Origin of the sequence: Rathayibacter rathayi, assembly GCF_004011095.1 — a bacterium.
Classification (GTDB): domain Bacteria; phylum Actinomycetota; class Actinomycetes; order Actinomycetales; family Microbacteriaceae; genus Rathayibacter; species Rathayibacter rathayi.
In genome coordinates, this window is the sequence record NZ_CP028129.1 from 954,190 (window position 1) to 979,849 (window position 25,660).

Consider the following 25,660-nt stretch of genomic DNA (forward strand, 5'->3'; position numbering starts at 1 on the left):
ATCACACGACGAGCGGAACGAGGACGAGCGATGGTGAGATTCGGCTACACCCTGATGACCGAGCAGAGCGGACCCAAGCAGCTGGTGGGCTACGCGGTCGACGCCGAGCGGCTCGGCTTCGAGTTCGCGGTCTCGAGCGACCACTACTCGCCCTGGCTGACCGAGCAGGGGCACGCCTCATATGCCTGGACCCTGCTCGGTGCCGTCGCGCAGGCGACCTCGACCATTGACCTCACGACCTACGTCACGGCGCCGACCATCCGCTACCACCCCGCCGTCGTCGCGCAGAAGGCGGCGACGCTCGCGATCCTCTCGGACGACCGCTTCACCCTGGGCCTGGGCTCGGGCGAAAACCTCAACGAGCACGTCGTCGGCGAAGGGTGGCCCTCGATCGCCGTGCGCCAGGACATGCTCGAGGAGGCCGTGCACCTCATCCGCGAGCTACACACCGGCGAGCTGGTGACCTGGGAGGGCGAGTACTTCCGCGTCGACTCGGCCCGCATCTGGGACCTGCCGGACACGCCGGTCGAGATCGGCCTCGCCGTCTCTGGCGAGAAGTCGATCGCGCGCTTCGCACCGATTGGCGACCACCTGATCACGACCGAGCCCGACGCCGAGCTGATCTCACAGTGGACCTCGGTCCGTGGCGCGGATGCCGCCCCCTCGCGCACGATCGGGCAGATCCCGATCTGCTGGGCGCCCGACAAGGAGCAGGGCGTGACGCTGGCTCACGAGCAGTTCCGCTGGTTCGCGGGCGGCTGGGCGGTTAACTCCGACCTGCCCACACCCGCGGGTTTCGCCGGGGCGAGCCAGTTCGTCCGGCCGGAGGACGTCGCCGAGCAGATCGCCTGCGGCCCCGATCTCGACGAGCTCGCCCAAAGCTTCGTGCCCTACATCGAGGCGGGCTTCACCGACATCGCCCTCGTGCAGGTCGGCGACGAGCTGCAGCAGCGCTTCCTCGACGAGGCGGCGGAGGGGCTGCTCGAGCGCCTGCGCGCCCTCGCTCCCTGAGCGGCCGAGACCTCAGAATCCGCGGAGCCGCTCGATGTCGCGCCGGTCACGCTTGGTCGGGCGGCCCGCCCCGCGGTCGCGGACGAGCACACCCGGGGTCGCTTCCCGTGGCGGAGGCGGCGGCGTCCGATCCTCCCTGCACTCGGCGGCGACCGGAGCTGCGACTCGCTTCACCACGAGTCCGCGGACGACCAGCTCCCGGTCGAACCCGCCGATGCGGGCGCGGACCTCGTCGCCGACGCGCACGGTCTGCGCCGCCTTCGCTCGCTCGCCGTTCACGCGGATGTGGCCGGCTCGGGCTGCGGTCGTCGCGGCGGAGCGGGTCTTGTAGACGCGCACCGCCCAGAGCCACGCGTCCACCCGCACGGTACCGGTCACCGGGATCTGCATCCGCCCAGTCTACGAAACGGCGCCCGCCCGCCACCCATCCCGCGTCCTACACCCACCGAGCCACTCCTACCATCCACCGAGCCAGTCCTACACTGGCCGCCGACAAGGAGGTTCCCATGAACCGAGACGACAGCATCTACACCGGAGCGGACGACGCTGTGCAGAGCGGTGAGGACCGCATGGTCGCGGCGAACGACAGCTCCGGGGCCGGCGGTACCCGCGGCGACGTTGGCATGAGCACCACGAGCGGCGAGGGCACCGGTGTACCCACCCGCGGTGCGCCTTCGCAGAGCGGCTCGCCGTCTGAATTGCGTCCCACCGGCTTCCCGCACGCCGGCCTCGAGTTCTCGCTGGTCCCGTCCGGGCACGAGGAGTGGCGGATCGAGCACCCGGGCGGCCGCACCGTCGGCGTGCTCGCCGTCATCTCGCACGCGGGCGAGGAGTCGGAGGCCGTGTTCGTCACGCGCCGCGTCGGCTCCGAGGACGCCGTGGCCGAGGGCACCGACTGGCGCGGCATCGTCTCGGCCGTCATCAACGACGAGGCGGCCGACGAACGCGAGCCCGTCCAGCTCGACCCCACTGTCGAGCATGTGCGCGGCGGAGTGATCAGCCGCGGCCCCGCGGACGTTGACGGTCTTTCCTGACCCACCGTCCGCGAGCGGCCGCCCGAGCGGCCCTCAGCGGGCGAGGAGCGCGGCGTTGATCCGGGCCGAGAGGTCCGGATCAACGCGGCGATCGACCCCGTCGACGGCGCGGATCGGTGCGGCGTTGCGCGCGCTGGAGACCAGCCATGCCGCCTCCGCCGCCTCCAGATCGCCCGCGCGCAGCGGACGGACCGCCGTACCGAGGCCCCAGCCGGGAGCAAGCGCGAACAGGTCGGCCTGCGTCGTGCCGGGTAGCAGCCCGAGGCTCGGCGGGGGCGTCACCAGCTCGCCGCCCGCCAGCAGGACGAGGTTCGCGGACGGCCCCTCAAGCAGGTAACCGTCGCTCGAGACGAACACTGCGTCGTCCGCTCCGCGGCGGGCCGCCTCGCGCGAGGCCGCCCGGTTCACCGCGTACGAAAGCGTCTTCGCTCCCGCGAGCAGCCAGGGCGAGGTCGCCTGGACGTCCGAGCGCAGACCCCGATCGAGCAGCACCACTCGGACACCGTCGCGGCGGGCCGGTCCGAAGTCGGGACTGGTCTGCACGACGACGACGCCGGTCGGCCGCCCGCCGCCCTCGACACCTCGCGTCAGGATCGTCTTCAGCATCGCCTCGGCGACGCGGGGATGCGCGGCGACCGCCGTGGCGATCGCGTCGACCCAGGCTGCCCGGTCGGGCCGAGGCAGATCGAGCATGCGGGCCGAGCGCGCGAAGCGGTCCAGGTGCGCGTCGAGCGCCTGCAGCCGCCCGTCGACGAGATTGATCGTCTCGAATATTCCGTCGCCGCGCGTGAAGCCAAGGTCGGTGACGTCGAGATCGCCGCGCCCGCCCGGGTCGAGACGGTGAGCGGGTCCGCCCGGCGAATGCGGGTCGGCGTCGAGGGAGGGGCGGTCGAGGACGACGAGGGTGTCAGCGGGCACGGGCGGTGCGATCCTTCCGGGAGACGGAGCGGGAGTTTAGGCGGGAGCTGGAGCGGAAGTAGCGGCGGGGGGAGAGGCGCAGCAGCACGATCGCCACCAGGGCACCGATCAGGGAGCCGCTGCCGTTCGAGATCAGGTCCCGGACGTCGGCGACGCGGGTCGGCAGCCAGAGCAGCTGCGCCGTCTCGATGACCACCGAGACGCCGAGCCCGATCAGCGCGGCCAGGAGGCGTCGCCTCGCCGGCAGCTGCGCCGCGATCAGCGCCCCGAGCGGCATGAAGAGCAGCACGTTCGCGGTGAACTCCGCCACCTCGAAGTTGAACCAGCTGGTGAGCGGAGTCGAGGCGAGGAACGTGATGATCCCGAGGACCAGCGCAGTCGTCTCCCCGGCCGGATACGGCGCGGGCGTTAGGGTCATCAGCCCGATCAGCGCGAGCCAGGCGAGCGTCGCGAGGCGGAGGAAGATCGAGCGGCGCATCGTCCGATTGTGCCAGGCCGTTCGCGTCGGAGACGGCGGGCGCGGTGTGGGAGGCTGAGTGCATGACTAGCGAGGACCCCGGCGCCGACGCCGAGTTCCCGCGCCACCCCTTCGACGCGTCCCTCGGCGACGGTTGGGTCGAGATCGGCGACGGGCGCCGGTTCTGGGGCCGGTTCGGCGCCGCAGGCCTGCTCCTGCGCGATCCGTCCGGCCGCGTGTTGCTCCAGCACCGCGTCAGCTGGAGTCACTTCGGCGATACCTGGGGTCTGCCCGGCGGGGCCCGGCATCCGGAGGAGACGGCGTTCGAGGCCGCCCTCCGCGAGTCGGAGGAGGAGGCGGGCGTGCCCGCCGAGCTGATCCTGCCGGTGCTCTCCAGCGTGGTCGTGATCGGCCCGTGGAGTTACTCGACCGTCCTGGCCGAGGCCCGTGAGCACTTCACGCCGCGCATCAGCGACGCCGAGAGCACAGAGCTGCGCTGGGTCGCGCCGGAGGACGTCGACTCGCTTCCACTGCATCCCGGTTTCGCGGCGGCCTGGCCGGGTCTGTGCGCGCTCGGCTCCTCGATCCCGATGCTCGTCGTGGACGCGGCCAATGTGGTCGGCTCGCGCCCCGACGGCTGGTGGCGGGACCGCGCCGGGGCCGCTGAACGCCTCCTCGCCGCCCTCGCCCGTCTCGCGGCAGTCGGCGTTCCCGGGCGTCTTCTCGGAGTCGAGGCCGAGACGGTCTGGCCGCGCATCGCTGTGGTGCTTGAGGGAGCGGCGCGCACCGCACGCACGGCGGTCGTCGCGGCGGAGCGGCGACTGGCGGTACATACGGCCGAGGGTTCGGGTGACGACGCGATCGTCGACCTCGTCGGCGGGCAGGACTCGGCGGTTGTCGTCACGGCCGACCGCGGTCTCGTCGCACGTATCGAGGCCCTCGGGGCGGCCGCCGTCGGGCCGCGCACGCTGCTCGAGCTCCTCGACTCCGCCCGGGAATAGGCTGCGGGGGACCCCGGTTGCATCCCGCATGGCTACGACTGCGATGACCCTCGACTCCCACGACCAGACGATCACCGACGGCATCGTCCTCATTGATTTCTGGGCCGACTGGTGCGGCCCGTGCAAGCAGTTCGCTCCGGTCTTCGAAGCCACGAGCGAGAAGAACGCCGACATCACCTTCGCCAAGGTCGACACGGAGGACCAGCAGCAGCTCGCCGCGAGCTACGGCATCTCCTCCATCCCCACCCTCGTCGTGTATCGCGACGGCATCCCGCTGATGGCTCAGCCCGGCGCGCTGCCCGCCCCCGCTCTCGACACCCTGATCGAGCAGGTCCGCGGCCTGGACATGCTCGAGGTGCGTCGTCAGTACGACGAGGCGAAGGCCGCCCAGCAGGCCTGATCAGCCCGTGTTCTGCAACCCCGCCGCGACGCCGTTGACCGCGAGCAGGAGCAACCGCTGGTTCTGCTCGGTCCCCGAGCCGCCGGGGTCGGTCCGGAGCGCCCGGAGCGCCCGCAGTTGCAGGAGTGAGAGCGCATTGACGTAGGGCGTGCGCAGCCGCACCGCGCGGCCGAGCACGCGGTGGCCGGTGAGCAGGCTCTCCTCGCCGGTGATCGAGAGCACCCAGCGGCGGGTGAGCGCCATCTCCTCGAGCACGAGCCCGGCGAGATCGTCGCGGGAGTCGAGGGCGAGGTAGCGGCGGGCGATGCCCTCGTCGGTCTTCGCGAGCGACATCTCGACGTTGTCGACCATCGTCGTGAACAGCGGCCAGGAGGCGTAAGCCTCGCGCAGCAGGTCGAGGTCGCCGACCGCCTCGAGCGCGCTGCCCAGGCCGAACCATCCCGTCAGATTCACGCGGGTCTGCGTCCAGGCAAAGACCCACGGGATCGCGCGCAGGTCCTCGAGCGATTCCACGGAGAGGCCGCGGCGGGCGGGCCGCGAGCCGAGCGCGAGCAGGCCCACCTCCTCCTGCGGGGTCACCCGCGCGAACCACGGCGCGAAGCCGTCGGCCTTCACCAGCTCGAAGAAGCGGCGGCGCGACTCGCGGTCCATCGTCGCGGCGACCTCGGCGAAGCGCTCGGCGGCTCCGGCGTTGCGCTCGCCGACCGCGGGGGAGGAGGCGAGCAGCGTCGCTCCCGCCACCTGCTCGATGTGCCGGGTCGCGATGTCCGGGTTGCCGTAACGGGCGAAGATGACCTCGCCCTGCTCCGTCAGCTTGAAGCGACCGTCCACCGACCCGGGTGGCTGCGCGAGCACGGCGCGGTTGGCCGGACCGCCGCCGCGCCCAAGAGCACCGCCGCGGCCGTGGAACAGCGTGAGCACGATCCCCTCGTCGGCGGCCCACCGCGCGATGCGTGCCTGCGCGTCGTAGAGCGCGAGCGTCGCCGAGACCGGTCCGACGTCCTTGGACGAGTCGGAGTAGCCCAGCATCACCTCAAGGCGGTTGCCCGTCGCGGCGAGGCGCGCCTGCACCTGAGGCAGGCGGATCATCTCGGCGAGGATGTCGGTCGCCGCGTCGAGGTCGGCGAAGGTCTCGAAGAGCGGGACCGCGTCGATGATCGGCGGCTTGCCGTCGGTCGCCGCCTCGGCCAGCTCGAAGACCGTGCGGAGGTCGTCGGCCGACTGGGTGAACGAGACGATGTAGCGCCGCGCGGCGGCGGTGCCGAAGCGCTCCTGGATCTTCGCGATCGCGCGGAACACCGCCAGGACCTCGTGGCCGCGATCATCCAGCTCCTCGCCCGCGCGGATCGCGGCGATTGTCTCGCGGTGGACCTTCGAGTGCTGGCGCACCTCGATCTCGGCCAGGTGGAAGCCGAAGGTCTCGAGTTGCCAGACGAAGTCCTGCAGGTCGCCGTAGGCCGCGCGCACGTCGTCGGCCTCGACCAGGGACTCCTGCAGTGTGCGTAGCTCGCCGACCAGCTCGGCGGCGGCGGAGTAGGCCAGCGGCCCTTCGGTGCGCGTCGCGGCCAGGCGCTCGGCCGCGAAGAGCAGCACGCGGCGGTGCGCCTCGTTGGGGGAGCGCTCGGCGATCTCGGCGGCCCGCTCGGGAGCACGCTCGACGCAGGAGGCCCACAGCATCTCGACGGCGGCGGACGGCGGAGTGGTCGAGGCGTCGAGCGTCAGCGCGCGGCCCACGCGACGGGCGACGCGCTCGAGGCCCATCAGAACGTGTTCGGACGCAATGTCCACCGCCGCGAGGGTCGTCTCGGCCGTGACGAACGGATTGCCGTCGCGATCACCGCCGATCCAGGTGCCCAGGCGGACGAAGGCCGGCGCGACCGGCGCCCGCGTCCCCGAGCCCTCACCGAGCAGGGCGTCGTCGAGGCGTCGATAGACCCGGGGGAGCACCGAGAACAGCGACTCGTCGAACACGTTCATCGCCGTGCGCACCTCGTCCAGCGGAGTCGGCTTTGACTCGCGCAGCGGCGCCGTGCGCCACAGGGTGTCGACCTCGGCCAGCAGGCGGCGACGGATCTCGACCAGCACGACCCCGCCCATGCGCGGATCGTCGCGCTGCTCGAGCAGGTCGCTGATGCGGCGGATGGTCGAGGCGACCGCACGACGGCGGGCCTCGGTCGGATGCGCCGTCAGAACGGGGCGGAACTCTAGGCGGGAGAGGCGTGCGAAGGCCTCGGCCTCACCGAGCTCGCGGGTGAGGCGCCGCATCGAGGCGAGGATCGAATCCTCCGGCGACTGCGCACCCGCATCGGCCTCGCGGCGGCGCAGCACCCGCACCCGGTGGAACTCCTCCGCCACATTGACGAGATGGAAGTAGCAGGTGAAGGCCCGGGCCACTTCCTCGGCGCGCTCGAGCGAGAGCGAGGCGACGAACTCCTCCGCCTCGGCCGTCTCCGCCGCGTCGCCGCTGTCGTACGCGCTGATCGTCAGCGCCCGGAGGCGCTCCACGTCCTCGTAGAGCGCGGGCGCGCCCGATTCACGCAGGACCTGGCCGAGCAGTTCACCCAGCACATGGACGTCGGCGCGGATCCTCTCCTCGAGCACGGGCGCGGTCGTCCCGTCTGCGGGGGACAGGGCTGCGGAGGACAGGGCTGCTGCGGAGGCGGGTGCTGCGGTCGCGGCGGACGCGTCGGAGAACGAAGGCACGGGAGAGACCTTAGCGGCGGCGCGTATCCAGCACACGATGCCTGGGTCACGATCCGAACTGGAATGATCGAGGAGTGACCGTGACAACCGCACCCTCCGTCCCCGCCGTCCAGACCGAGCAGGCGGCACCCCACGTCGTCGTTCTGTTCGGCGCGGTCGGCGATCTGGCCCGGCGCAAGCTCATCCCCGGGATGGCCCACCTCGCGCTCTCCTCCCTCGCTCCGGATCTGCAGATTGTCGGCACCTCGCTCGAAGAGCACGACGACGACTCGTTCCGTGCTTTCGCGAAGCTCGCCTACGACGAGTTCGGCAGCCGCTCCCTCACGCCGGCGCAGTGGGACGAGTTCGCCTCCAAGCTCCGCTACGTCCCGCAGTCCGCCGGCCCCGCCGCACTGGCGGCCGCCGTGACCGACGCCGAGGCGGTCCTGGGCCCGGACGTCAGCCGCCTGCACTACCTCAGCGTCCCGCCCAGGGCGGCCCTCTCGGTCGTGCGGATGCTCGCCGAGGCCGGCCTGGTCGAGCGGTCGCGGATCATCATGGAAAAGCCCTTCGGCGTCGACCTCGAAAGCGCCGTCGTCCTCAACGCCGAGCTGCACGAGACCTTCGGCGAGGAGCAGATCTTCCGGATTGATCACTTCCTCGGCAAGGAACCGGCGCAGAACATCCTCGCCTTCCGCTTCGCCAACGGCCTGTTCGAGCCCATCTGGAACCGCAACTTCATTGATCACGTCCAGATCGACATCCCCGAGCGCCTCACGCTCGATCGCCGCGCCGAGTTCTACGAGTCGACCGGCGCCTACAAGGACATGGTGGTCACCCACCTCTTCCAGGTGCTCGCCTTCATGGCGATGGAGCCGCCGACCGCGCTCGAGCCGCAGGCGATCAGCGAGGAGAAGAACAAGGTCTTCCGCTCGATGCGCCCGTTGAACCCCGAGAACGTCGTGCGCGGTCAGTACATTGGCTACCGCGACGAGCCCGGCGTCGCCGCCGACTCGGAGACGGACACTTTCGTCGCACTGAAGTGCGAGATCGACAACTGGCGCTGGGCGGGCGTGCCGTTCTACCTCCGCACCGGTAAGCGGATGGCCGAGGGCCAGCGCATCATCTCGATCGCGTTCCGCGAGCCGCCGAAAAGCATGTTCCCCCAGGGCTCCGGAGTCGGCGCGCACGGCCCCGACCACCTCACCTTCGACCTCGCCGACGCCTCGAAGGTCTCGCTTTCCTTCTACGGCAAGCGGCCGGGTCCCGGCATGCGGTTGGACAAGCTGAGCATGCAGTTCGCGCTGCAGGAGACCGATCGCGCCGGCGACGCGCTCGAGGCCTACGAGCGCCTGATCCTCGACGCGATGCGCGGAGATCACACTCTGTTCACGACCGCCGAGGGCATCGAACGGCTGTGGGAAGTGTCGGCGCCCCTCCTGCAGGACCAGCCGCCCGTCCGCCTCTACGCGCCCGGCTCCTGGGGACCCAACGCGATCCACCAGCTGATCGCCCCGCACGCATGGCGCCTGCCCTTCGAGCGCGTCTGGCGCGACAAGCGCTGACCTCGCCGCGGTAAGCCCCGCCTAGGCTGGGCGCATGGCACGCACCGGTGAGGACCGGATCTGGACGGTCCCGAACGTCCTCAGCCTGGTGCGCCTGGCGCTCGTGCCCGTCTTCCTCGTGCTGGTCGTCTCCGGTGAGGACGCCCTCGCGCTCCTCGCTCTCGTCGTTTCGAGCCTCACCGACTACCTCGACGGCTGGATCGCGCGCCGCTTCGACCAGATGACGCGCCTGGGCCGTGTCCTCGATCCCGCCGCCGACCGGCTCTACATCTTCGCCACCGTTGTGGGGCTCGCCGCCCGAGGACTGGTGCCCTGGTGGCTCGTGACGGTACTGCTGGCCCGTGACCTGATGCTCGTCGTGCTGGCGGTCGTCCTGGCCAGTCACGGCTACGGCCCGCTTCCCGTGCACCACCTGGGTAAATTCGCGACCTTCTGCCTTTTCTACGCTCTCCCGCTGATCATGCTGGGGCAGGCGTTTCCGGCGCTCGCGCCCGCCTCTCTCCCCCTTGCCTGGGCGTTCGCGCTCTGGGGTGCGTTCCTTTACTGGTGGGCCGGGATCGTCTACGCGGTGCAGACTCGGGACGTCGTCCTCGGGGTGCACTCAGGTGCTCAGGGGTCCGGCGAGGGTCACGATTCGGATACGCTGAGCGGATAGGAGGTACGTCTTGGTCGAGCACGTCGGTGGAGCATCATCCGCCCAGCACAAATCCGTTCCCGATGAGCCGTCGACGGAGACGACTCTAACGTTCACCGACGACATCGGTGCCCAGCTCGCCGCTCTCGACAACCGCGCGTCCCGCGAGGAGGCCGAGGCCGTCGGTGCCCTCCCCTCCGGCTCCGCGCTGCTCGTCGTGCGCCGCGGGCCCAACACCGGTGCCCGATTCCTCCTCGACACTGACTCGACGACGGTCGGCCGTCACCCCGACGCCGGCATCTTCCTCGACGACGTGACGGTCTCGCGCCGGCACGCGGAGTTCGTCCGCCGGGGCACGTCGTTCGAGGTCCACGACCTCGGCTCACTGAACGGCACCTACTTCGACGCGGTGCGGATCGAGTCCGCGATCCTCACCGATGGATCCGAGGTGCAGGTCGGCAAGTTCCGCCTCACCTTCTACGCGTCCCGCGCCGACCTCGTCGCCGCTCCGGACGCGTAAGCCGTGGGCCGCTCCTCGGCGCGCGCCCTCCCCGCCGGTTCCGCCGTTCTGCTGAGTATCGGGCAGGTGCTGGCCCGGCTGACCACCGAGTTCCCGGATGTCACCCCGTCCAAGCTGCGTTTCCTGGAGGAGCAGGGGCTTGTCTCGCCGGCCCGTACCGACTCCGGCTACCGCAAGTTCTCCCCGTCCGACGTCGAAAGACTCCGGATGATCCTCGCGCTGCAGCGCGACCACTACTTGCCGCTGAAGGTGATCCGCGGCTACCTCGACGACATCGACGCCGGGCGCGAGCCCGCCCTGCCCGCGGGCGTCGGGGGTCCGGGTGCCTCGCTCCTTGGTCCGGCCACCCGGCTGACCCGGGAGGGACTGGTGGCCGAGTCCGGCGCCACACCCGCCCTCGTTCAGGAGGCGGTCGCTGCGGGCCTCGTGCGGGGCGGCGACGTGTTCGGTGACGAGGCCGTGACCACGCTCAAGGCGCTCGTCGACCTTAGCCGCTCGGGTATCGAGCCGCGCCACCTTCGTCCGCTCCGGGTCGCCGTCGAACGCGAGATGTCCCTCATCGAGAGCGTCGTCGCCTCCAGTGCGCGCCGCGGCGAGGCCTCCGGGTCGGCCGGCGCCGCCGAGAACGCGGTGAGCCTGGCCACCCAGCTGGGCACGATCCGGGGGGCGATGGTGCGCAGCGCCCTCTCGCGGATTGCCCGCTCGTGAGCGTCGCTCCGCCCGCGGCGGAGGGCCCCGCGCGACACGCCGCGGCCCCGGGGCCGATGTCGTTTACTCGGTCGGCCCCGGTGGGTACGGTAGGGAGCGCGTTCGGAGGATCCGGCGTCCGGATCCGAGAGGCACAGGGATGAGAGAAGTCAGCCGCGACGTCAGCGGCCAGCGCGACCTCCTCCTGTTCACGGACGGACTGCCCGAACTCGACGCCGACGCCGGCTACCGGGGGGCCGTTGCGGCTCGCGCTGCCGGCATCACCTACCGCCAGCTCGACTACTGGGCCCGCACCGGACTCGTCGAGCCCACCGTGCGCGGTGCCTCGGGCTCCGGTACCCAACGCCTCTACGGCTTCCGCGACATCCTCGTGCTCAAGCTCGTCAAGCGCCTCCTCGACACCGGCATCTCGCTTCAGCAGATTCGCACGGCCGTCACTCAGCTCCGCGAGTCCGGGGTCGACGACCTCGCGCAGACGACGCTGATGAGCGACGGCGCGAGCGTCTACCTCTGCACGTCGGACGACGAGGTCATCGACCTGCTCAGCCGTGGTCAGGGCGTCTTCGGTATCGCCGTCGGCAAGGTGCTCCGTGAGGTCGAGTCGAGTCTGGTCGAACTCGACCACCAGTCGGTCGATCCCACCGACGAACTGGCTCAGCGCCGCGCCTCCCGCCGCGCCGGCTGAGGGGGCTCGGTCTCTCCGCAGTCTCGGTACGCCCTGCCCTTGTGCAGCGACCGCGCGCCGTTCGAGTTCGTGCTGATCCCGTAGCGGGCGCAGACCGGGTCTCGAGATCCCCCACCGGACGCCCCGCCACCGGGAACGGCCGGTCTCCCCGCCTCTTACTTCGCGGCCGGGACCTGCTCACCGATACGGCCGGTGCGGATGACGCGGTCGAGCAGCAGGTCGAAGTTGTGCGCCATCTCCTGCGCGCTCTCGCCGGGCCAGACGTGGACGGGCTTCGCTGCGCCCTGCGCCTGCTGAAGCGAGGTCCGCTCGGGCAGCTGCGGGCTGAGCACGAGCGGCCCGAACATGTCGCGCAGCTCCTTGATGCGGAACTGGTGCTCGAGCGACTGCACGCGAGCACGGTTGACGATGATGCCGAGCGGCTGCAAGCGCGGGCTCAGGCCACGGCGGATCTCCTCGATCGCACGCAGGGCACGATCGGCGGCGGCCACCGAGAACAGGCCGGGCTCAGTGACGACGGCCACGCGGTCACTCGCCGCCCAGGCGGTGCGGGTGAGCGCGTTGAGCGAGGGAGCGCAGTCGATCAGGACGAGGTCGTAGTCGGCCTCGACGCTGGCGAGGGCCTCCTCGAGCTTCCAGATGTCGCGGATGCTGGGGTGCGGTCCATCGAAGTTGATCGCGGAGGGGCTGCCGATCAGCACGTCGATCGTGCCGTGGTGCTCCTTGGTCCAGCCGGAGGGGGCAATCGCCGAACGGACGATCTTCTCCTTCGGCGACGTCAGGACATCGGCGATGTTGAGGTGACCGGCGACGTTGATGTCCATTCCGGTCGACACGTCGGACTGGGGATCGAGGTCGACGACCAGCGTTCGCAGGCCCTTCGAGAACGCCGCGGATGCAAGGCCGAGGGTCACCGTGGTCTTGCCGACGCCGCCCTTGAGGGAGCTCACGCTGAGTACATGCATGGCTGACTACTTTACGTTCCCCCGGGCGGCAGAACCTAACCGTTCTCCGCGCACGTCGTCCACAGCGCCTGCGCAGGCGCGTCCCACTAGCAGCAGCGGCGGGCTCCGACCAAGCCGCCCGGCGCGATCCGAGCCCGCCGGTACACTCATCGCAAGCGGAAGGAGGCTCGTTCGCATGGATGAGCGCAACGACGAACAGCCCGACACTGGTCCCACGCCGCGGACCGCTATGGACGCGGCTCGGGAGTCGGGTCAGTACTCTCCGCGGCCGAACTCCCCTCGGCCGGACTCTCCGCGGCCGAACTCTCCTCGGGCGAGCGACACCGCACCGACCCTCCTGCCCGACGGAGTGCTGATCACTCCGCCCGGCCCGCGGCGCCGCTCGACCGCTCCCGCGCCGGTCGAGGACGAGGAGGCGATCGACGTCGGTCGACTCGGCCTGCCGCCCAGCCGCTCGCACGCCCTCCTGCCCCCGGAGCCCGCTTCTCCTTCGGCGCCCGCTCCCGATTCGCCCGCTCCCGATTCGCCCGCTCCGGTGGCGCACGGACCCGTCACAGCGGGCATCCCGACCCGGGCCCCGCTGTCGCCGCTCGACGAGCCGGCCGGCGAGCACGCCGCCGGACTCACCCGCCGGGACCGCCTGCGCGCCGAGTCCTCGAGTGGATCTCCCACTCCGAGCGTGCCCAGCGCAGCGGCGCCCGAGTCGGCGTCGATGCTCACACCCGACCGGTTGCTCGAGGTCAACCGCAAGACGCGGCCCGCCCCCACCGGAGGCTGGCATCGCTTTCTCTACGGCGTCAGCTTCCACACGGTCAATCTCGGCGACTCGGCCAAGGTCAAGGCCTGGAAGGCGATGGACGAGCGGATCGGCCGGCAGTTCGAGGGCGGCACCCGCTTCGTCCCGGTGATGACCCGTAAGGGCGGCGTCGGTAAGACCACGGTCACGACGCTCCTCGGCATGGCCCTCGCCGATGCCCGCGAGGACCGCATCATCGCCGTGGACGCCAACCCCGACCGCGGCACGCTCGCCGAGCGCGTGCCGAAGCAGACGCGGGCGACGGTTCGCGACGTCGTGAACCGTGCCGCAGGGGTGATCGGCTTCACCGAGTTCTCGACGATGGTCTCGCGCGACGAGACCCGCCTCGACGTGCTTGCCTCCGATACCGATCCGCAGCTCTCCGAGGCGTTCGACGAGGACGACTACAACGTGGTCGCCGACCTGGTCGAGCGCTTCTACTCGATCATGCTCACTGACTGCGGCACGGGAATCGTGCACTCGGTGATGCGGCCGACGCTGCAGCGAGCCGACACCGTCGTGATCGTCTCGGGCGGCAGCGTCGACGAGGCGCGCCTCGCCTCCGAGACCCTCACCTGGCTCGACGCGAACGGCTACGGTGCACTGGTGCGCAACGCGGTCGTCGCGCTCAACACGGCGACGCAGGGCACGAGTCTGGTCAAGCTGGAGGAGATCGAGTCGCACTTCCGCTCCCGCGTTCGCGATATCGTCCGCATCCCGTACGACCCGGTGCTCGCTGCCGGGTCTGTCGTGAAGTGGGAGCAGCTGCGCGAGGGCACGAAGGAGGCTGCGCGTCTGCTCGCCGCGCTCGTCGTCGAAGGCATGCCGGTCCGCCGTGTCTGATCTCGGCGACGCCACTCGGGACGACGCCTTCGACCTGATCGTGATCGGTGCGGGCTCCGGCAACTCGATCGTCGGACCCGAGTTCGACGACCTGCGGGTCGCGATCCTCGACGACGGCGAGTGGTTCGGCGGCACCTGCCTCAACGCGGGCTGTATCCCCACGAAGATGTTCGTCCACGTCGCCGATGTCGTCACCGACGTCGACCAGGGCGAGCGGATTGGCGTCCGCTCCCGGCTCCGGCGCCCCGAGTGGGCCGAGGTCCGCGACCGGGTCTTCGGTCGGATCGACGCAATCAGCGACGGCGGCTTCGAGTACCGCGACCAGCGCTCCCCGAATGTGACTGTGCTGCGCGAGAGCTTCGGCTTCGAGTCCCTCGGCGACGGCGCCCGACCCCACGTCCTCGTCAGCGCGAGCGGAGCACGCATCAGCGCCCCGCAGGTCGTCCTTGCCGCCGGCTCCCGACCGCGACCCCTCCTCGCGGCCTACGAGCCCGACCCGCGCATCCACGACTCCTCCTCTGTGATGCGGCTGGACGAGCTCCCCGATCGGATGCTGATCCTGGGTGGAGGCGCGGTGGCCGTCGAATTCGCGCACGTCTTCTCCTCCTTCGGCACCGCGGTCACCGTCGCCGTCCGCAGCGACCGCCTCCTTCGCGCCCTCGACGAGGACGTCGCCCGCCGCTTCACCGCGATCGCCGCAGAGCGCTATACCGTGCTGACCGGCGTGAGCGTCGACAGCGTCGATGCCCGCGAGGACGGTCTGCACGTCGCCCTCGACGATGGCACGTCGGTCGGGACCGATCTGCTCCTGGTCGCTCACGGTCGCCAACCCAACAGCGATACTGTCGCCGCCGCTGCCGTCGGTGTCGACCTGCACGAGGACGGCCGGATCAGCGTCGACTCCGAACAGCGCGTGCTCTCCGGCGGCCGCCCCGTGCCCGGGCTCTTCGCGCTCGGAGACGTCTCGTCGCGCTGGCAGCTCAAACACGTCGCCAACCACGAGGCGCGACTCGTCGCCCACAACCTCCTGCACCCGCAGGAACTGCTGTCCAACACCCTCTCGCCGGTGCCGGGAGCGATCTTCGCCCACCCACAGATCGCCCACTTCGGCCTCACCGCGGCCCACGCTCAGGAGCAGGGGCTCGACGTGATCACCGTCACCCAGGAGTACGGCTCCACTGCGTTCGGCTGGGCGCTCGAAGACGACTCGAGCGCCTGCCTCCTGGTCGTTGGACTCGACGGCGCCCTCCTCGGCGCGCACATCATCGGGCCGCAGGCCAGTATCCTCATTCAGCCGCTCATCCACGCCGCCAGCGCCGGCATCGGCATCCGCGGACTCGCCCGCAGCCAGTACTGGCCGCACCCCGCAGCGAGCGAAGTCGTCGAAAACGCCCTCCTGAGCGCGGAGGAGGCCCTGAGGGAGCGCAGCACATGACCGAACGCCAGATCCGGATCTTCGGGGACCCGGTGCTGAAAACCCCTTCCTTGACCATCAACACGGTCGACGCCGGAGTTCGCGGCCTCGTCGAGGACCTCCTCGACAGCGTCCGCCCGCCCGGACGAGCCGGCGTCGCGGCCCCCCAGATCGGCGTCAACCTCCGCGCCTTCAGCTACAACGTCGACGGCGTCATCGGCTACATCCTCAACCCTGAGATCATCGAGCTCGGCGGAGAACCGCAGCCCGTGGACGAAGGCTGCCTCTCGGTCCCGAACCTCTGGTACCCGGCGATCCGCTACCCGCACGCGAAGGTTCGCGGCACCGACCTCGACGGTAACGACATCGTCCTCGAAGGCGACGGTCTGATGGCCCAGGCCCTCCAACACGAATGCGACCACCTCGACGGACGGCTCTACCTCGACCGCCTCTCGAAGGACGACCGCCGCGCCGCCATGAAAGCCGTCCGCGAATCGCACTGGTTCTGAGTTCGATTTCGAGCCGGTCCCTGCCCGGCTCGGCGCGGTTGGCTTTTCAAGATGGGCGCGTTGGGTGGAGCGGGGTGCGTTTCGCCGACGGGAAAGCGCTGGGACGCGCTTTGCCGGATACGGCTGTGTGTGATGTCGAGCCGGTCCCTGCCCGGCTCGGCGCGGTTGGCTTTCCAAGATGGGGGCGTTGGGTGGGGCGGGGTGCGTTTCGCCGACGGGAAAGCGCTGGGACGCGCTTTGCCGGATACGGCTGTGTGTGATGTCGAGCCGGTCCCTGCCCGGCTCGGCGCGGTTGGCTTTCCAAGATGGGGGCGTTGGGTGGGGCGGGGTGCGTTTCGCCGACGGGAAAGCGCTGGGACGCGCTTTGCCGGATACGGCTGTGTGTGATGTCGAGCCGGTCCCTGCCCGGCTCGGCGCGGTTGGCTTTCCAAGATGGGGGCGTTGGGTGGGGCGGGGTGCGTTTCGCCGACGGGAAAGCGCTGGGACGCGCTTTGCCGGATACGGCTGTGTGTGATGTCGAGCCGGTCCCTGCCCGGCTCGGCGCGGTTGGCTGTCCAAGATGGGCGCGTTTTGTGGAGCGGGGTGCGTTTCGCCGACGGGAAAGCGCTGGGACGCGCTTGCCCGGATACGGCGAGAAGCGGGTGTTGAGGAGGGTAGAGCGGGGGCGGGCGGGCGGGCGTCAGCGGAGGGAGATGCCCTCGGTGGCGGGAGCGGCGGAGTAGACGGCGGCGATGGTGCCGGCGAAATCGGCGAGGATGACGTTTCGCTTGATGCTCATCTTCGGAGTCAGGTGACCGCTGGCCTCGGTGAACTCGGTCGGCAGGATCACGAATTTCCGGACCGACTCCGCACGGGACACCCGCTCGTTCGCCGCATCAACGGCCCGCTGCACCTCAGCCAGCACAGCAGGATTCACGGCCGCAGCGTCGAGCGACAGACCTGCATCCTGCCCGTTATTCGCCAGCCAGGTGGGCAGCATCTCGGAGTCGAGCGTGACCAGCGCGGCGATGAACGGACGCTGATCACCCACGACAACGACCTGCCCGACCAGCGGATTCGCCCGAATCGGATCCTCGAGCGCAGCCGGCGCCACATTCTTGCCGCCCGCCGTCACGATGATCTCTTTCTTCCGACCCGTGACCCGCAGGTAGCCGTCCTCATCGAGCGCTCCGAGATCGCCCGTCCGGAACCACTCGCCGTCGAACGACTCCGCCGTGGCCGCTTCGTTGTTCCAGTAGCCGCCGAAGACGTCGATCCCGCGCACCTGGATCTCCCCATCGTCCGCAATGCGCACCGAGACGCCCGGCATCGCCGGACCGACCGAGCCGATCTTGAACCGCTCCGTGCGGTTCACCGTGGCGGGCGCCGTCGTCTCGGTGAGGCCGTAGCCCTCGAGGATCTTGATGCCGAGGCTGTGGAAGAAGTGCCCGAGCCGGTCGCCCAGCGGCGCGGAACCGGACACGGCGAAGCGCACACTGCCGCCCATCGCGGCCCGCAGCTTCGAGTAGACGAGTCGGTCGAACAGCAGGAACTGCAGCCTCAGCGCAAACGGCACCGAGCCCGCCTCGACCGCCATCGAATGAGCGACCGCGACATCGGCGGCGCGGCGGAAGATCTTCCCCCGTCCCGCGGCCTCGGCCTTCTGCTCGGCGGAGTTGTACACCTTCTCGAACACGCGAGGGACAGCCAGGAGGAAGGTCGGCTTGAACGAGGCGAGCGAGGGGAGCAGCTGCTTGGTGTCGGCCTGGTGCCCGACTTTCACCCCGCCGTGCACGCAGAGGATCGCGATGAAGCGCGCGAACACATGCGCGGTGGTGATGAACAGCAGCGTCGACGCGCCGGGCTGATGGATCAGTTCCGTCAACGCCACGGCCGAGTTGCGGCTGAGCTCGACGAAGTTCGAGTGCCGGATGATGCAGCCCCTGGGCCGCCCGGTGGAGCCGGAGGTGTAGATGATCGTCGCGATGTCGGCACCGATGGCCAGCGAGCGGCGGCGCTCGATCTCGGCATCCGGGACATCGACGCCGCGCGCGACGAGCTTGTCGAGGTCGCCGAGTCCGATTTGCCAGGCGAGGCGCACCTCCGGCAGGTCGGCGCGGACTTCATCGAAGCGGGCGAAGTGCTCGGCGGTCTCGACGATCACGGCGTGTGCGCCGGAGTCGGCGAGGTTCCACTGCACCTGGGCGGGGGAGGAGGTCTCGTACACGGGAACGAGGACGCCGCCGGCGAACCAGACGGCGAAGTCGATCAGCGTCCACTCGTAACGGGTCTTGCAGATCAGCCCGACCTTCTCGCCCGGCTCAAGACCGACGGCGACGAACCCCTTGGCGAGCGCGGTGACCTGATCGAGGAACTCCCGCGCCGTGATGTCGCGCCAGCCGCCACCGTCGGGCAGCGCGAAGAGCGGCCTTTCGGGCGTCTCGCGCACGCGGTCGAGGAGGAGTGCGGTCGCGTTGGCCTGCGGATCGGCCGCCACCACCAGAGGGGAATCGAACTGGTCCACGGCAACTCCTTCGGTACCTGAATCAACGTCGTCTCCACCTTAGCGGCGTCGCGGAAGCTGTAGATCCTTTCATGCTGATAATCGCACGCAGAGCCGACACACCCCGCCGGGTCTCATCGCCGAGCCGCACCGGGCCCCTCTCGGTCACTACACTCGTCCTGGCCACCGCTCAGGTCGGCCCGCCGTCGCTCCCGCGCCGGTGACGACGGGAAGGCGGTTCGCGTGCACGCGATCGGGATCGACATCGGCGGCACGAAGATCGCCGGAGCCTTGGTCGATGAGTTCGGCGGGATCCTCCGCGAGGACCGCCGGCCCACTCCCGCCGGGCACCCCGAGCTGATAGTGGACGTCGTGGTCGAGATGGTTGAGCACCTGCGCTCGGGCCTGCTCCCGGGAGACGTCGCCGCGGTCGGAGTCGCCGCAGCCGGTTTCATCGACGCGTCCCAGTCGATCGTCTACTACGCCCCCAACATCAATTGGCGCAACGAGCCCTTCCGCGAGAAGCTCTCCGCGCGCATCGACCTGCCGATCATCATCGAGAACGACGCGAACGCCGCGGGCTGGGCCGAGTTCCGCTACGGCTCCGGCCGCCTTGTCAGCGACATGCTGATGCTCACCATCGGCACCGGAGTGGGCGGCGCGATCGTGATCAACGACCGGCTCCTGCGCGGTGGCTTCGGCGCCGCGGCCGAGATCGGGCACATGCGTGTCGTCCCCGGCGGTCTGCCCTGCGGCTGCGGCGCCCGCGGCTGCATCGAGCAGTACGGTTCGGGGCGTGCGCTCCAGCGCTTCGCCGGGGAACTCGCCGACGCGGGCGGTATCGGCCAGGGAATCGCCGACGCCCGCACCCGCAACGGGGGCGAATTGAACGGCCACGTCATCTCCGAGCTGATCACCGCCGGCGACCTTGGCGCCCTCGCCGCGCTGCGCCAGCTCGGCCACTGGCTGGGCGAGGCGGCCGCGAGCCTCAGTGCCGTCCTCGATCCGCAGATGTTCGTCATCGGCGGGGGAGTGGCGCAGGCCGGCGATCTCCTGCTGGACCCGATCCGCCAGGCCTACGTCGACAATCTGCCCGCCCGAGGGTTCCATCCGGAGCCCGAATTCCGTATTGCCGAGCTCGTCAACGACGCCGGAGTGGTCGGGGCCGCCGACCTGGCGCGCGTGCACGCGAGTTCCCTCTGACAGCACCCGCCGCAGCCGATCCACCGCACCGCAGAGGAGCCCGATGTTCTACTGGTTCATGAAGCACATCGTCGCGGGCCCGCTCCTGAAGACGATCTTCCGCCCGTGGGTGGTCGGCGCCGACCGCATCCCGCCCAGCGGGGGTGTGATCCTCGCGAGCAACCACCTCTCGTTCATCGACTCCGTCATCCTCCCGCTGGTGATCGAGCGCAACATGGTGTTCCTGGCCAAGAGCGACTACTTCACCGGCAAGGGCCTGAAAGGCTGGGCGACGAAGAGGTTCTTCACCGCGACCGGGATGCTGCCGATCGACCGCTCCGGTGGCAAGGCGTCGGAGGCCTCGCTCAACACGGGGCTCCGCGTCCTCGCCGGCGGCCATGCGCTGGGCATCTATCCCGAGGGCACACGCAGCCCCGACGGGCGGATGTACCGCGGCCGCACCGGAGTCGCCCGTATGGTCCTCGAGGGGCGCGTGCCCGTCATCCCCGTCGCCATGATCGACACCGCCAGAATCATGCCGATCGGTAAGCGACTGCCCAAGCTTGGTCGGATCGGCATTGTCTTCGGCGAGCCGCTCGACTTCAGCCGCTTCGAGGGCATGGAAGGCGACCGCTTCATCCTCCGCTCCATCACGGACGAGATCATGTACGAGCTTCTCGCCCTGAGCGGTCAGGAGTACCTCGACGTCTATGCGACCTCGGTCAAGGAGAAGCGCGCCGCGCTCACGCGCTGAGCGCCCGCTCGGCGCCGTCGTCCAGGCGATAAGCTCGTCAACCGCTGCCGTCCGTTTGGGCGGAGGCCCTCCGCGCCCCGCTGGCGCCCGTCAGAACTGGGAATTCCCTCGTGGTCATCGATCCGAACGAACCGTACGTCCTCGCCGCCCCCTCCGTGGTTGCCGGCCTGGATTCGTGGCGGGAACTCGAGATCAAGCAGCAGCCGCACTGGCCCGACGTCGAGGCCGTGAAGAAGGCGTCCGCCGAGGTCGCCGCGCTGCCGCCGTTGGTGTTCGCCGGCGAGGTGGACCAGCTGCGCGAGCGCCTCGGCGCCGCAGCCCGCGGCGAGGCCTTCCTCCTGCAGGGCGGCGATTGCGCCGAGACCTTCGCGGGAGCGACCGCGGATCAGATCCGCAACCGGGTCAAGACGGTGCTGCAGATGGCCGTCGTGCTCACCTACGGCGCGAGCATGCCGGTCATCAAGATGGGTCGCATGGCCGGCCAGTTCGCCAAGCCGCGCTCGAGCGACTTCGAGACCCGCGGTGATGTGACGCTGCCCGCCTACCGCGGAGACATCGTGAACGGCTACGACTTCACTCCGGAGTCGCGTGCCGCGGACCCACGCCGCATCGTGCAGGGATACCACACGGCAGCCTCGACCCTGAACCTCATCCGCGCCTTCACTCAGGGCGGGTTCGCCGACCTGCGCCTCGTCCACTACTGGAACAAGGGCTTCACCGAGAACCCGCAGAATCAGCGCTACGAGCAGCTGGCCCGCGAGATTGATCGCGCGGTCAAGTTCATGGTCGCCTGCGGGGCCGATTTTGAGGGCATGAAGCGCACTGAGTTCTACACGGGCCACGAAGGCCTGCTGATGGACTACGAGCGCCCGATGACGCGGATCGACTCGCGCACCGGCACGCCGTACAACACGTCGAGCCACTTCATCTGGATCGGCGAGCGCACGCGCGATCTCGATGGCGCTCACGTCGACTTCCTGTCGCGCGTGCGCAACCCGATCGGCGTGAAGCTCGGCCCCTCGACGACGCCGGAGACCATGCTCGAGCTGATCGACAAGCTCGACCCGAAGCGCGAACCCGGCCGTCTCACCTTCATCACGCGGATGGGAGCCGGAAAGATCCGCGACGCCCTGCCGCCGCTGCTCGAGGCGGTCACGCGGAGCGACGCACTGCCGCTGTGGGTCACCGACCCGATGCACGGCAACGGGCTGACGACCCCGACCGGCTACAAGACCCGGCGTTTCGACGACGTGGTCGACGAGGTAAAGGGCTTCTTCGAGGCGCACCGAGCGGCGGGGACGCACCCGGGCGGCATCCACGTAGAACTCACGGGCGACGACGTCACCGAGTGCCTCGGCGGCTCGGAGCACATCGACGAGGCGACGCTGGCCACCCGCTACGAGTCGGTCTGCGACCCGCGCCTCAATCACCTGCAGTCGCTCGAACTCGCGTTCCTCGTGGCGGAGGAGCTGCGCGGCCGCGCGGTCTGACCCCGTCTCGCCGGCGGGTCAGGTCGTGATCGTGAGGGACAGTTGGATGGTCGTTCCGCGCTGCACGAGGTCGCCGGGCTTGTTGGACTGGTTGGTGACCTTCGTCAACTCGTTCGGCGCCGCGTCGATCAGCGGGCCGAGGGTGGTCAGCGAGTAGCTCCAGGCGAGGTTCGCCGCCTCGAGGGCCGCCTTCGCTTGGTCGCGGCTCATCCCTACCACGTTCGGCACGGCCACTGGCTTGGGACCCTTCGACGTGACGACCGAGATAGCGTCTCCCGTCACCGCCGGCGCCTTCGGGTTGGCCTGGGTGAGGACCACGCCGACGGCGGCCGTGTCGCTCCAGTCCTCGCCGCTGCGATCGAGTGCGAGGCCGGCGGCCTCCGCCTTCGCCGTCGCGTCGTCGATCGAGAGACCGACGACGTTGGGGATCGGTCCGAGGCTCACCACCATCGCGATGCTGCTGGTCTCGGACATGATCGCGGGCAGTGCGGAGCCGTCGGGGAGGGAGGCGGAGATCACCACTCCCGCGTCGACATCGGCGTCGAACCTCCTCGACACGTCTCCGACGGTGAAGGAGCCTGCGGTGACCTTCGCGGTCGCGTCGGCCTCTGACAGGCCGGTGAGGTCGGGGACCGGAAGCTGGCGCGGTCCGCTAGAGACGGTCAGGGTAATGACGGAGCCCTTGTGCACTCCTTGCCCTCCGGGCGGATCGGAACTCATCACCGTGCCGGCGGGAACGGTGAGGTCCGATGCCGCTTGCGGCTCCACCTCGAACCCCCGCGCCTGCAGCTGCGCCGTCGCGTCCTGCTGCGACTGGCTGACGACGTCCGGGATCGACACGATCGCCCCCGGTCCCTCGCCGAACCACCAGGCCGTCCCTCCGCCGATCAGGGCGAGAAGGAGCACGACCACCGTGAGTAGGACTCCACGGCGTCGTCGGATGCGGCGCTTCGCGGCGAGACGGGCGACGGTGTCATCGTCCTCGTCCACCACCAGGACGGCCCCGGGTGCGGGCGAGGGCTCGACGACCGAGGTCCGGCCGGGCTCCGCCGGGGCGAATAGCATCGTCGCCGGTTCGGGAAAGGGTGCCGGGAGTGGAGTGACCGTCTGGGTGTCGCCGCGCCGGTCGCTCGGGGTAATGCCCATCAGACGCTCGGCCTCGAGCAGCTGCGCGAGCATGACTCCGGCGTCGCGTGGGCGCATGTCCGGGTCGCGCTCGGTCGCCCACAGCACGAGCTCGTCGAGAGACGTGGGCACGGAGGCGACCGTCGCGCTCGGGTAGGGCACGGAATCGTTCGCGTGCTGGTACGCGATCTGCATCGGCTGCTCACCCGTAAAGGGCTGCTGGCCGGTGAGCATCTCGTAGATCATGATCCCGATGGCGTAGATGTCGCTGCGGGTGTCGGCGGTGCCGCGGGTGACTAGCTCGGGGGAGAGGTAGGCGATCGTGCCCAGGAGCGCCTGACCGGAGGCGGTATTGGCCGAGGCGGCGCGGGCGAGGCCGAAGTCGCCGATCTTGATCCGGCCGTCGTCGGCGAGAAGGACGTTCTCGGGCTTGAGGTCGCGGTGCAGGATGCCGGCGCGGTGCGCGGCGGCGAGGCCGGAGAGCACCGAGTGCATAATGTCGACCACCTGCTGGGCGGTCAGTCGGCCGCGCTCCTTCAGGAGGTCGCGCAGGGTGATGCCGGGGAGGTACTCCATGACCAGGTAGGCCATGTCCGAGTCCTGGCCCTGGTCGAAGACACTCACGACGTTCGGATGGGCGAGGCGGGCGGCCGAGCGCGCCTCCTGAATAAAGCGGTTCTTGAACGTCACGTCGTCGGAGAGGTGACCGTGCATGACCTTCATCGCGACGCGGCGCTCGAGGCGCTGATCGTGCGCGAGGTAGACCGTGGCCATGCCACCTCGCGCGATTCGCGAGCGCACCTCGTATCGGCCGTCGACGAGACGGCCGAGGAGAGGGTCGAGCTGGCTGGTGGTCACGCGAAGAGTCTAGGCAAGGCCCCCCGCGGAACAGGTGAGCGACGCCCGGGCGGCGCAGGACTCGGTTGGCGCAGGACTCGGTTGGCGCAGGACTCGGTTGGCGGCCCCGCAAGCTCGTGGCAGTCTTGACGAGTGACCGACTCGTCCGCTGCCCCCGCCACCTCGACCGACTCCGAGCTCGACTGGCTGACCGTTCCCGACCTCGTGGAGGTGACCGGGCTCGGCGCCGGCCGGGTCCGCCGGCTCCTCGAGGAGCGCCACCTCCTCGGCACCCGCCGGGACGGCGTCCTGAAGGTGCCTGCCCTCTTCCTCCGCGAGGGCGAGCCGCTGACGGAGATCCGCGGCACGGCGATCCTGCTCGCCGACTCCGGTTTCACCGATGACGAGGCCGTCGACTGGCTGCTGGCCGTCGAGGAGAGCCTGGGCACCAGCCCGATCCTCGCCCTCCGCGCCGGCCGCAAGGCCGAGGTCCGTCGGGTGGCCCAGGCCCTGGCCTGACGCCGCCGGTCCGCTCCTAGGAGGTGCGGACCGTGACCTGCGCTGCCAGCTCGTGCAGCTCGGCAATGCCCTCGGCACGCAGCGGCGCGTCGGGGAGGACCGCCGCCGCGGACTGGACCTCGTGGGCGATTCGATCCTCCAGCTGCTCAAGGGCGCCGCTACCCGCGATGATCTCCTGCGCGCGCGCGATCGCGGCCGCGGCGGCGTCGCTGTGACCGACGACGGCGTCGAGTTCGGCTCGCTGGCTCGGCGAGCAGGCGCGGCGGGCCAGCCCCAGGAGCACGGTGCGCTTGCCCTCGCGCAGGTCGTCGCCGGCGGGTTTGCCCGTCACGGCCGGGTCACCGAAGACGCCGAGCACGTCGTCACGCAGCTGGAACGCGATCCCGACCGGGAGTCCGAAGCGGCGCAGCGCGTCGAGCTGAGCGTCCTCGCCGCCGGCCAGTGAGCCACCGATCGCGAGCGGCGCCTCGATGCTGTACTTGGCGCTCTTGTAGACGATCACCCGCTGGGCCCGCTCAAGGTGCTCGTGCTCGGGGTGACCCACCCACGCGCTCTCCTCAAGGATGTCCAGGTACTGCCCCAGGGTCACCTCGGTGCGCATCAGATTGAACTCGGCTCGTGCGCGCGCCGCGGCGGCGCGGTCGCCGAGCGACCACTCCGCGTCGGCGAAGATCTCGTCGGACCACACCAGGAGCAGGTCGCCGAGGAGGATCGCGGAGGATCGGCCGAACTCGTCGCGGTCTCCGCTCCAGCTGCCGTCGGCGTGGAGGAAGGAGAAGCGCCGGTGCGCCGCGGGGGCGCCACGTCGGGTGTCGGAGTTGTCGATCACGTCGTCGTGGACGAGCGCCGCAGCATGGAACAGTTCCAGGCTCGCCCCGACCCGAGCGATCGGATCGGAGCCGCTCGGGTGCGCCTGGCTCGGGGTGCTCGAGACGGCGTTCCAGCCCGCCTCGCAGAAGCGCGCGCGGAACCGCTTGCCCCCGCTGAGAAAGTCCCGCGAAAGGTCGCCGAGGGCGGAAACGTCCTCTCCTATGGAGCGCAGAATTGGGGTGTGCCCGGTGAGGAATTCATCGATTCGGAGCTGGACGCGATCGGTGAGTCGAGAGCTGCGGTTCACCCGGCCAGCCTA

General features: G+C 70.2%; 24 protein-coding genes. 16 read left to right on the top strand and 8 right to left on the bottom strand.

The features are described from left to right. Positions 1-30 precede the first annotated feature (30 nt). Positions 31-1,011 (top strand): TIGR03557 family F420-dependent LLM class oxidoreductase, encoded by a 981-nt coding sequence (locus C1O28_RS04735; protein WP_097166976.1) that lies wholly within the window; start codon positions 31-33, stop codon positions 1,009-1,011. A 12-nt stretch (positions 1,012-1,023) separates the two neighbouring features. Here the strand turns inward: C1O28_RS04735 and C1O28_RS04740 are convergent, their stop codons facing one another. Continuing rightward, entirely contained in the window at positions 1,024-1,401 is a 378-nt protein-coding gene (locus tag C1O28_RS04740; RefSeq protein ID WP_097166977.1) for an RNA-binding S4 domain-containing protein, read from the bottom strand. Positions 1,402-1,517: 116 nt separating this feature from the next. Here C1O28_RS04740 and C1O28_RS04745 point away from each other — a divergent pair, with 116 nt between their 5' ends. Then, complete coding sequence (locus C1O28_RS04745; protein ID WP_097166978.1) at positions 1,518-2,045, top strand: hypothetical protein; 528 nt, start codon at positions 1,518-1,520, stop codon at positions 2,043-2,045. A 33-nt stretch (positions 2,046-2,078) separates the two neighbouring features. Here the strand turns inward: C1O28_RS04745 and C1O28_RS04750 are convergent, their stop codons facing one another. Together C1O28_RS04750 and C1O28_RS04755 are read right to left on the bottom strand one after the other, a co-directional pair. Next, positions 2,079-2,963 carry an aminotransferase class IV gene (locus C1O28_RS04750; RefSeq protein WP_097166979.1) on the bottom strand — a complete coding sequence of 295 codons (885 nt, stop codon included), beginning with the start codon at positions 2,961-2,963 and terminating at the stop codon, positions 2,079-2,081. Next, on the bottom strand, positions 2,953-3,441 hold the full coding sequence (locus C1O28_RS04755; RefSeq protein WP_097166980.1) for a VanZ family protein: 489 nt from the start codon (positions 3,439-3,441) through the stop codon (positions 2,953-2,955). The genes C1O28_RS04750 and C1O28_RS04755 overlap by 11 nt, the downstream gene beginning before the upstream one ends. Before the next feature lie 62 nt (positions 3,442-3,503). Here C1O28_RS04755 and C1O28_RS04760 point away from each other — a divergent pair, with 62 nt between their 5' ends. Both C1O28_RS04760 and trxA read left to right on the top strand, forming a co-directional pair. Continuing rightward, the gene (locus C1O28_RS04760) at positions 3,504-4,421 is read left to right on the top strand and encodes an NUDIX hydrolase (RefSeq protein ID WP_097166981.1); all 918 of its coding nucleotides are present in this window, start codon (positions 3,504-3,506) and stop codon (positions 4,419-4,421) included. 28 nt (positions 4,422-4,449) lie between these two features. Further along, positions 4,450-4,821 carry a thioredoxin gene (gene trxA, locus C1O28_RS04765; RefSeq protein WP_097166982.1) on the top strand — a complete coding sequence of 124 codons (372 nt, stop codon included), beginning with the start codon at positions 4,450-4,452 and terminating at the stop codon, positions 4,819-4,821. Here trxA and C1O28_RS04770 read toward each other — a convergent pair whose 3' ends face one another. Continuing rightward, positions 4,822-7,467 (bottom strand): phosphoenolpyruvate carboxylase, encoded by a 2,646-nt coding sequence (locus C1O28_RS04770; protein ID WP_097167071.1) that lies wholly within the window; start codon positions 7,465-7,467, stop codon positions 4,822-4,824. A gap of 137 nt (positions 7,468-7,604) precedes the next feature. On the opposite strand from C1O28_RS04770, the gene zwf reads away from it, so the two are divergent. The 5 genes from zwf to C1O28_RS04795 all read left to right on the top strand — a co-directional run bounded on the left by zwf (position 7,605) and on the right by C1O28_RS04795 (position 11,615). After that, on the top strand, positions 7,605-9,068 hold the full coding sequence (zwf, locus tag C1O28_RS04775; RefSeq protein WP_097167072.1) for a glucose-6-phosphate dehydrogenase: 1,464 nt from the start codon (positions 7,605-7,607) through the stop codon (positions 9,066-9,068). 34 nt (positions 9,069-9,102) lie between these two features. Beyond that, on the top strand, positions 9,103-9,723 hold the full coding sequence (locus C1O28_RS04780; RefSeq protein ID WP_097166983.1) for a CDP-alcohol phosphatidyltransferase family protein: 621 nt from the start codon (positions 9,103-9,105) through the stop codon (positions 9,721-9,723). A 10-nt stretch (positions 9,724-9,733) separates the two neighbouring features. Next, positions 9,734-10,222, top strand: a complete 489-nt coding sequence (locus C1O28_RS04785) for an FHA domain-containing protein (RefSeq protein ID WP_097166984.1) — start codon at positions 9,734-9,736, stop codon at positions 10,220-10,222. Between the two features lie 3 nt (positions 10,223-10,225). Then, positions 10,226-10,930: a transcriptional regulator FtsR gene (ftsR, locus tag C1O28_RS04790; RefSeq protein ID WP_097166985.1), complete on the top strand. Its 705-nt coding sequence runs from the start codon at positions 10,226-10,228 to the stop codon at positions 10,928-10,930. A gap of 139 nt (positions 10,931-11,069) precedes the next feature. Then, on the top strand, positions 11,070-11,615 hold the full coding sequence (locus C1O28_RS04795) for a MerR family transcriptional regulator (RefSeq protein ID WP_068252604.1): 546 nt from the start codon (positions 11,070-11,072) through the stop codon (positions 11,613-11,615). A 155-nt stretch (positions 11,616-11,770) separates the two neighbouring features. On the opposite strand, the gene C1O28_RS04800 is transcribed toward C1O28_RS04795, so the two are convergent. Beyond that, complete coding sequence (locus C1O28_RS04800; protein WP_097166986.1) at positions 11,771-12,580, bottom strand: ParA family protein; 810 nt, start codon at positions 12,578-12,580, stop codon at positions 11,771-11,773. A 175-nt stretch (positions 12,581-12,755) separates the two neighbouring features. Here C1O28_RS04800 and C1O28_RS15590 point away from each other — a divergent pair, with 175 nt between their 5' ends. From C1O28_RS15590 to def, 3 genes are read left to right on the top strand one after another with little or no spacing between them, the layout of a single operon-like run. Then, entirely contained in the window at positions 12,756-14,219 is a 1,464-nt protein-coding gene (locus C1O28_RS15590; protein WP_237398129.1) for a MinD/ParA family ATP-binding protein, read from the top strand. Beyond that, positions 14,212-15,654 carry a mycothione reductase gene (locus tag C1O28_RS04810; RefSeq protein WP_097166987.1) on the top strand — a complete coding sequence of 481 codons (1,443 nt, stop codon included), beginning with the start codon at positions 14,212-14,214 and terminating at the stop codon, positions 15,652-15,654. The genes C1O28_RS15590 and C1O28_RS04810 overlap by 8 nt, the downstream gene beginning before the upstream one ends. Then, on the top strand, positions 15,651-16,142 hold the full coding sequence (def, locus tag C1O28_RS04815; protein WP_097166988.1) for a peptide deformylase: 492 nt from the start codon (positions 15,651-15,653) through the stop codon (positions 16,140-16,142). Before C1O28_RS04810 ends, def begins: the two co-directional genes overlap by 4 nt. A 679-nt stretch (positions 16,143-16,821) precedes the next feature. On the opposite strand, the gene C1O28_RS04820 is transcribed toward def, so the two are convergent. Then, the gene (locus C1O28_RS04820) at positions 16,822-18,645 is read right to left on the bottom strand and encodes an AMP-dependent synthetase/ligase (RefSeq protein WP_097166989.1); all 1,824 of its coding nucleotides are present in this window, start codon (positions 18,643-18,645) and stop codon (positions 16,822-16,824) included. 222 nt (positions 18,646-18,867) lie between these two features. Between C1O28_RS04820 and C1O28_RS04825 the strand changes: the two genes are divergently transcribed. The 3 genes from C1O28_RS04825 (at position 18,868) to C1O28_RS04835 (ending at position 22,050) form a co-directional block, all read left to right on the top strand. Continuing rightward, complete coding sequence (locus C1O28_RS04825; RefSeq protein WP_097166990.1) at positions 18,868-19,827, top strand: ROK family glucokinase; 960 nt, start codon at positions 18,868-18,870, stop codon at positions 19,825-19,827. Between the two features lie 43 nt (positions 19,828-19,870). Then, positions 19,871-20,560 (top strand): lysophospholipid acyltransferase family protein, encoded by a 690-nt coding sequence (locus C1O28_RS04830; protein WP_097166991.1) that lies wholly within the window; start codon positions 19,871-19,873, stop codon positions 20,558-20,560. A gap of 110 nt (positions 20,561-20,670) precedes the next feature. Then, positions 20,671-22,050 (top strand): class II 3-deoxy-7-phosphoheptulonate synthase, encoded by a 1,380-nt coding sequence (locus C1O28_RS04835; RefSeq protein WP_419866657.1) that lies wholly within the window; start codon positions 20,671-20,673, stop codon positions 22,048-22,050. 18 nt (positions 22,051-22,068) lie between these two features. Here C1O28_RS04835 and pknB read toward each other — a convergent pair whose 3' ends face one another. Continuing rightward, complete coding sequence (gene pknB / locus C1O28_RS04840; RefSeq protein ID WP_097166992.1) at positions 22,069-24,033, bottom strand: Stk1 family PASTA domain-containing Ser/Thr kinase; 1,965 nt, start codon at positions 24,031-24,033, stop codon at positions 22,069-22,071. Positions 24,034-24,165: 132 nt separating this feature from the next. Between pknB and C1O28_RS04845 the strand changes: the two genes are divergently transcribed. After that, complete coding sequence (locus C1O28_RS04845) at positions 24,166-24,531, top strand: Rv2175c family DNA-binding protein (protein WP_097166993.1); 366 nt, start codon at positions 24,166-24,168, stop codon at positions 24,529-24,531. 16 nt (positions 24,532-24,547) lie between these two features. Here the strand turns inward: C1O28_RS04845 and C1O28_RS04850 are convergent, their stop codons facing one another. After that, positions 24,548-25,648: a polyprenyl synthetase family protein gene (locus tag C1O28_RS04850; RefSeq protein ID WP_097166994.1), complete on the bottom strand. Its 1,101-nt coding sequence runs from the start codon at positions 25,646-25,648 to the stop codon at positions 24,548-24,550. Between the last annotated feature and the right edge of the window lie 12 nt (positions 25,649-25,660).

Bases quoted from the DNA above. Each gene is read 5' to 3' on its own strand.
- C1O28_RS04800 (WP_097166986.1), bottom strand. From the start codon at position 12,580: ATGCATGTACTCAGCGTGAGCTCCCTCAAGGGCGGCGTCGGCAAGACC.
- trxA (WP_097166982.1), top strand. From the start codon at position 4,450: ATGGCTACGACTGCGATGACCCTCGACTCCCACGACCAGACGATCACC.
- C1O28_RS04740 (WP_097166977.1), bottom strand. From the start codon at position 1,401: ATGCAGATCCCGGTGACCGGTACCGTGCGGGTGGACGCGTGGCTCTGG.
- C1O28_RS04830 (WP_097166991.1), top strand. From the start codon at position 19,871: ATGTTCTACTGGTTCATGAAGCACATCGTCGCGGGCCCGCTCCTGAAG.
- C1O28_RS04760 (WP_097166981.1), top strand. From the start codon at position 3,504: ATGACTAGCGAGGACCCCGGCGCCGACGCCGAGTTCCCGCGCCACCCC.
- C1O28_RS04795 (WP_068252604.1), top strand. From the start codon at position 11,070: ATGAGAGAAGTCAGCCGCGACGTCAGCGGCCAGCGCGACCTCCTCCTG.
- C1O28_RS04735 (WP_097166976.1), top strand. From the start codon at position 31: ATGGTGAGATTCGGCTACACCCTGATGACCGAGCAGAGCGGACCCAAG.
- def (WP_097166988.1), top strand. From the start codon at position 15,651: ATGACCGAACGCCAGATCCGGATCTTCGGGGACCCGGTGCTGAAAACC.
- C1O28_RS15590 (WP_237398129.1), top strand. From the start codon at position 12,756: ATGGATGAGCGCAACGACGAACAGCCCGACACTGGTCCCACGCCGCGG.
- C1O28_RS04755 (WP_097166980.1), bottom strand. From the start codon at position 3,441: ATGCGCCGCTCGATCTTCCTCCGCCTCGCGACGCTCGCCTGGCTCGCG.
- C1O28_RS04745 (WP_097166978.1), top strand. From the start codon at position 1,518: ATGAACCGAGACGACAGCATCTACACCGGAGCGGACGACGCTGTGCAG.
- C1O28_RS04780 (WP_097166983.1), top strand. From the start codon at position 9,103: ATGGCACGCACCGGTGAGGACCGGATCTGGACGGTCCCGAACGTCCTC.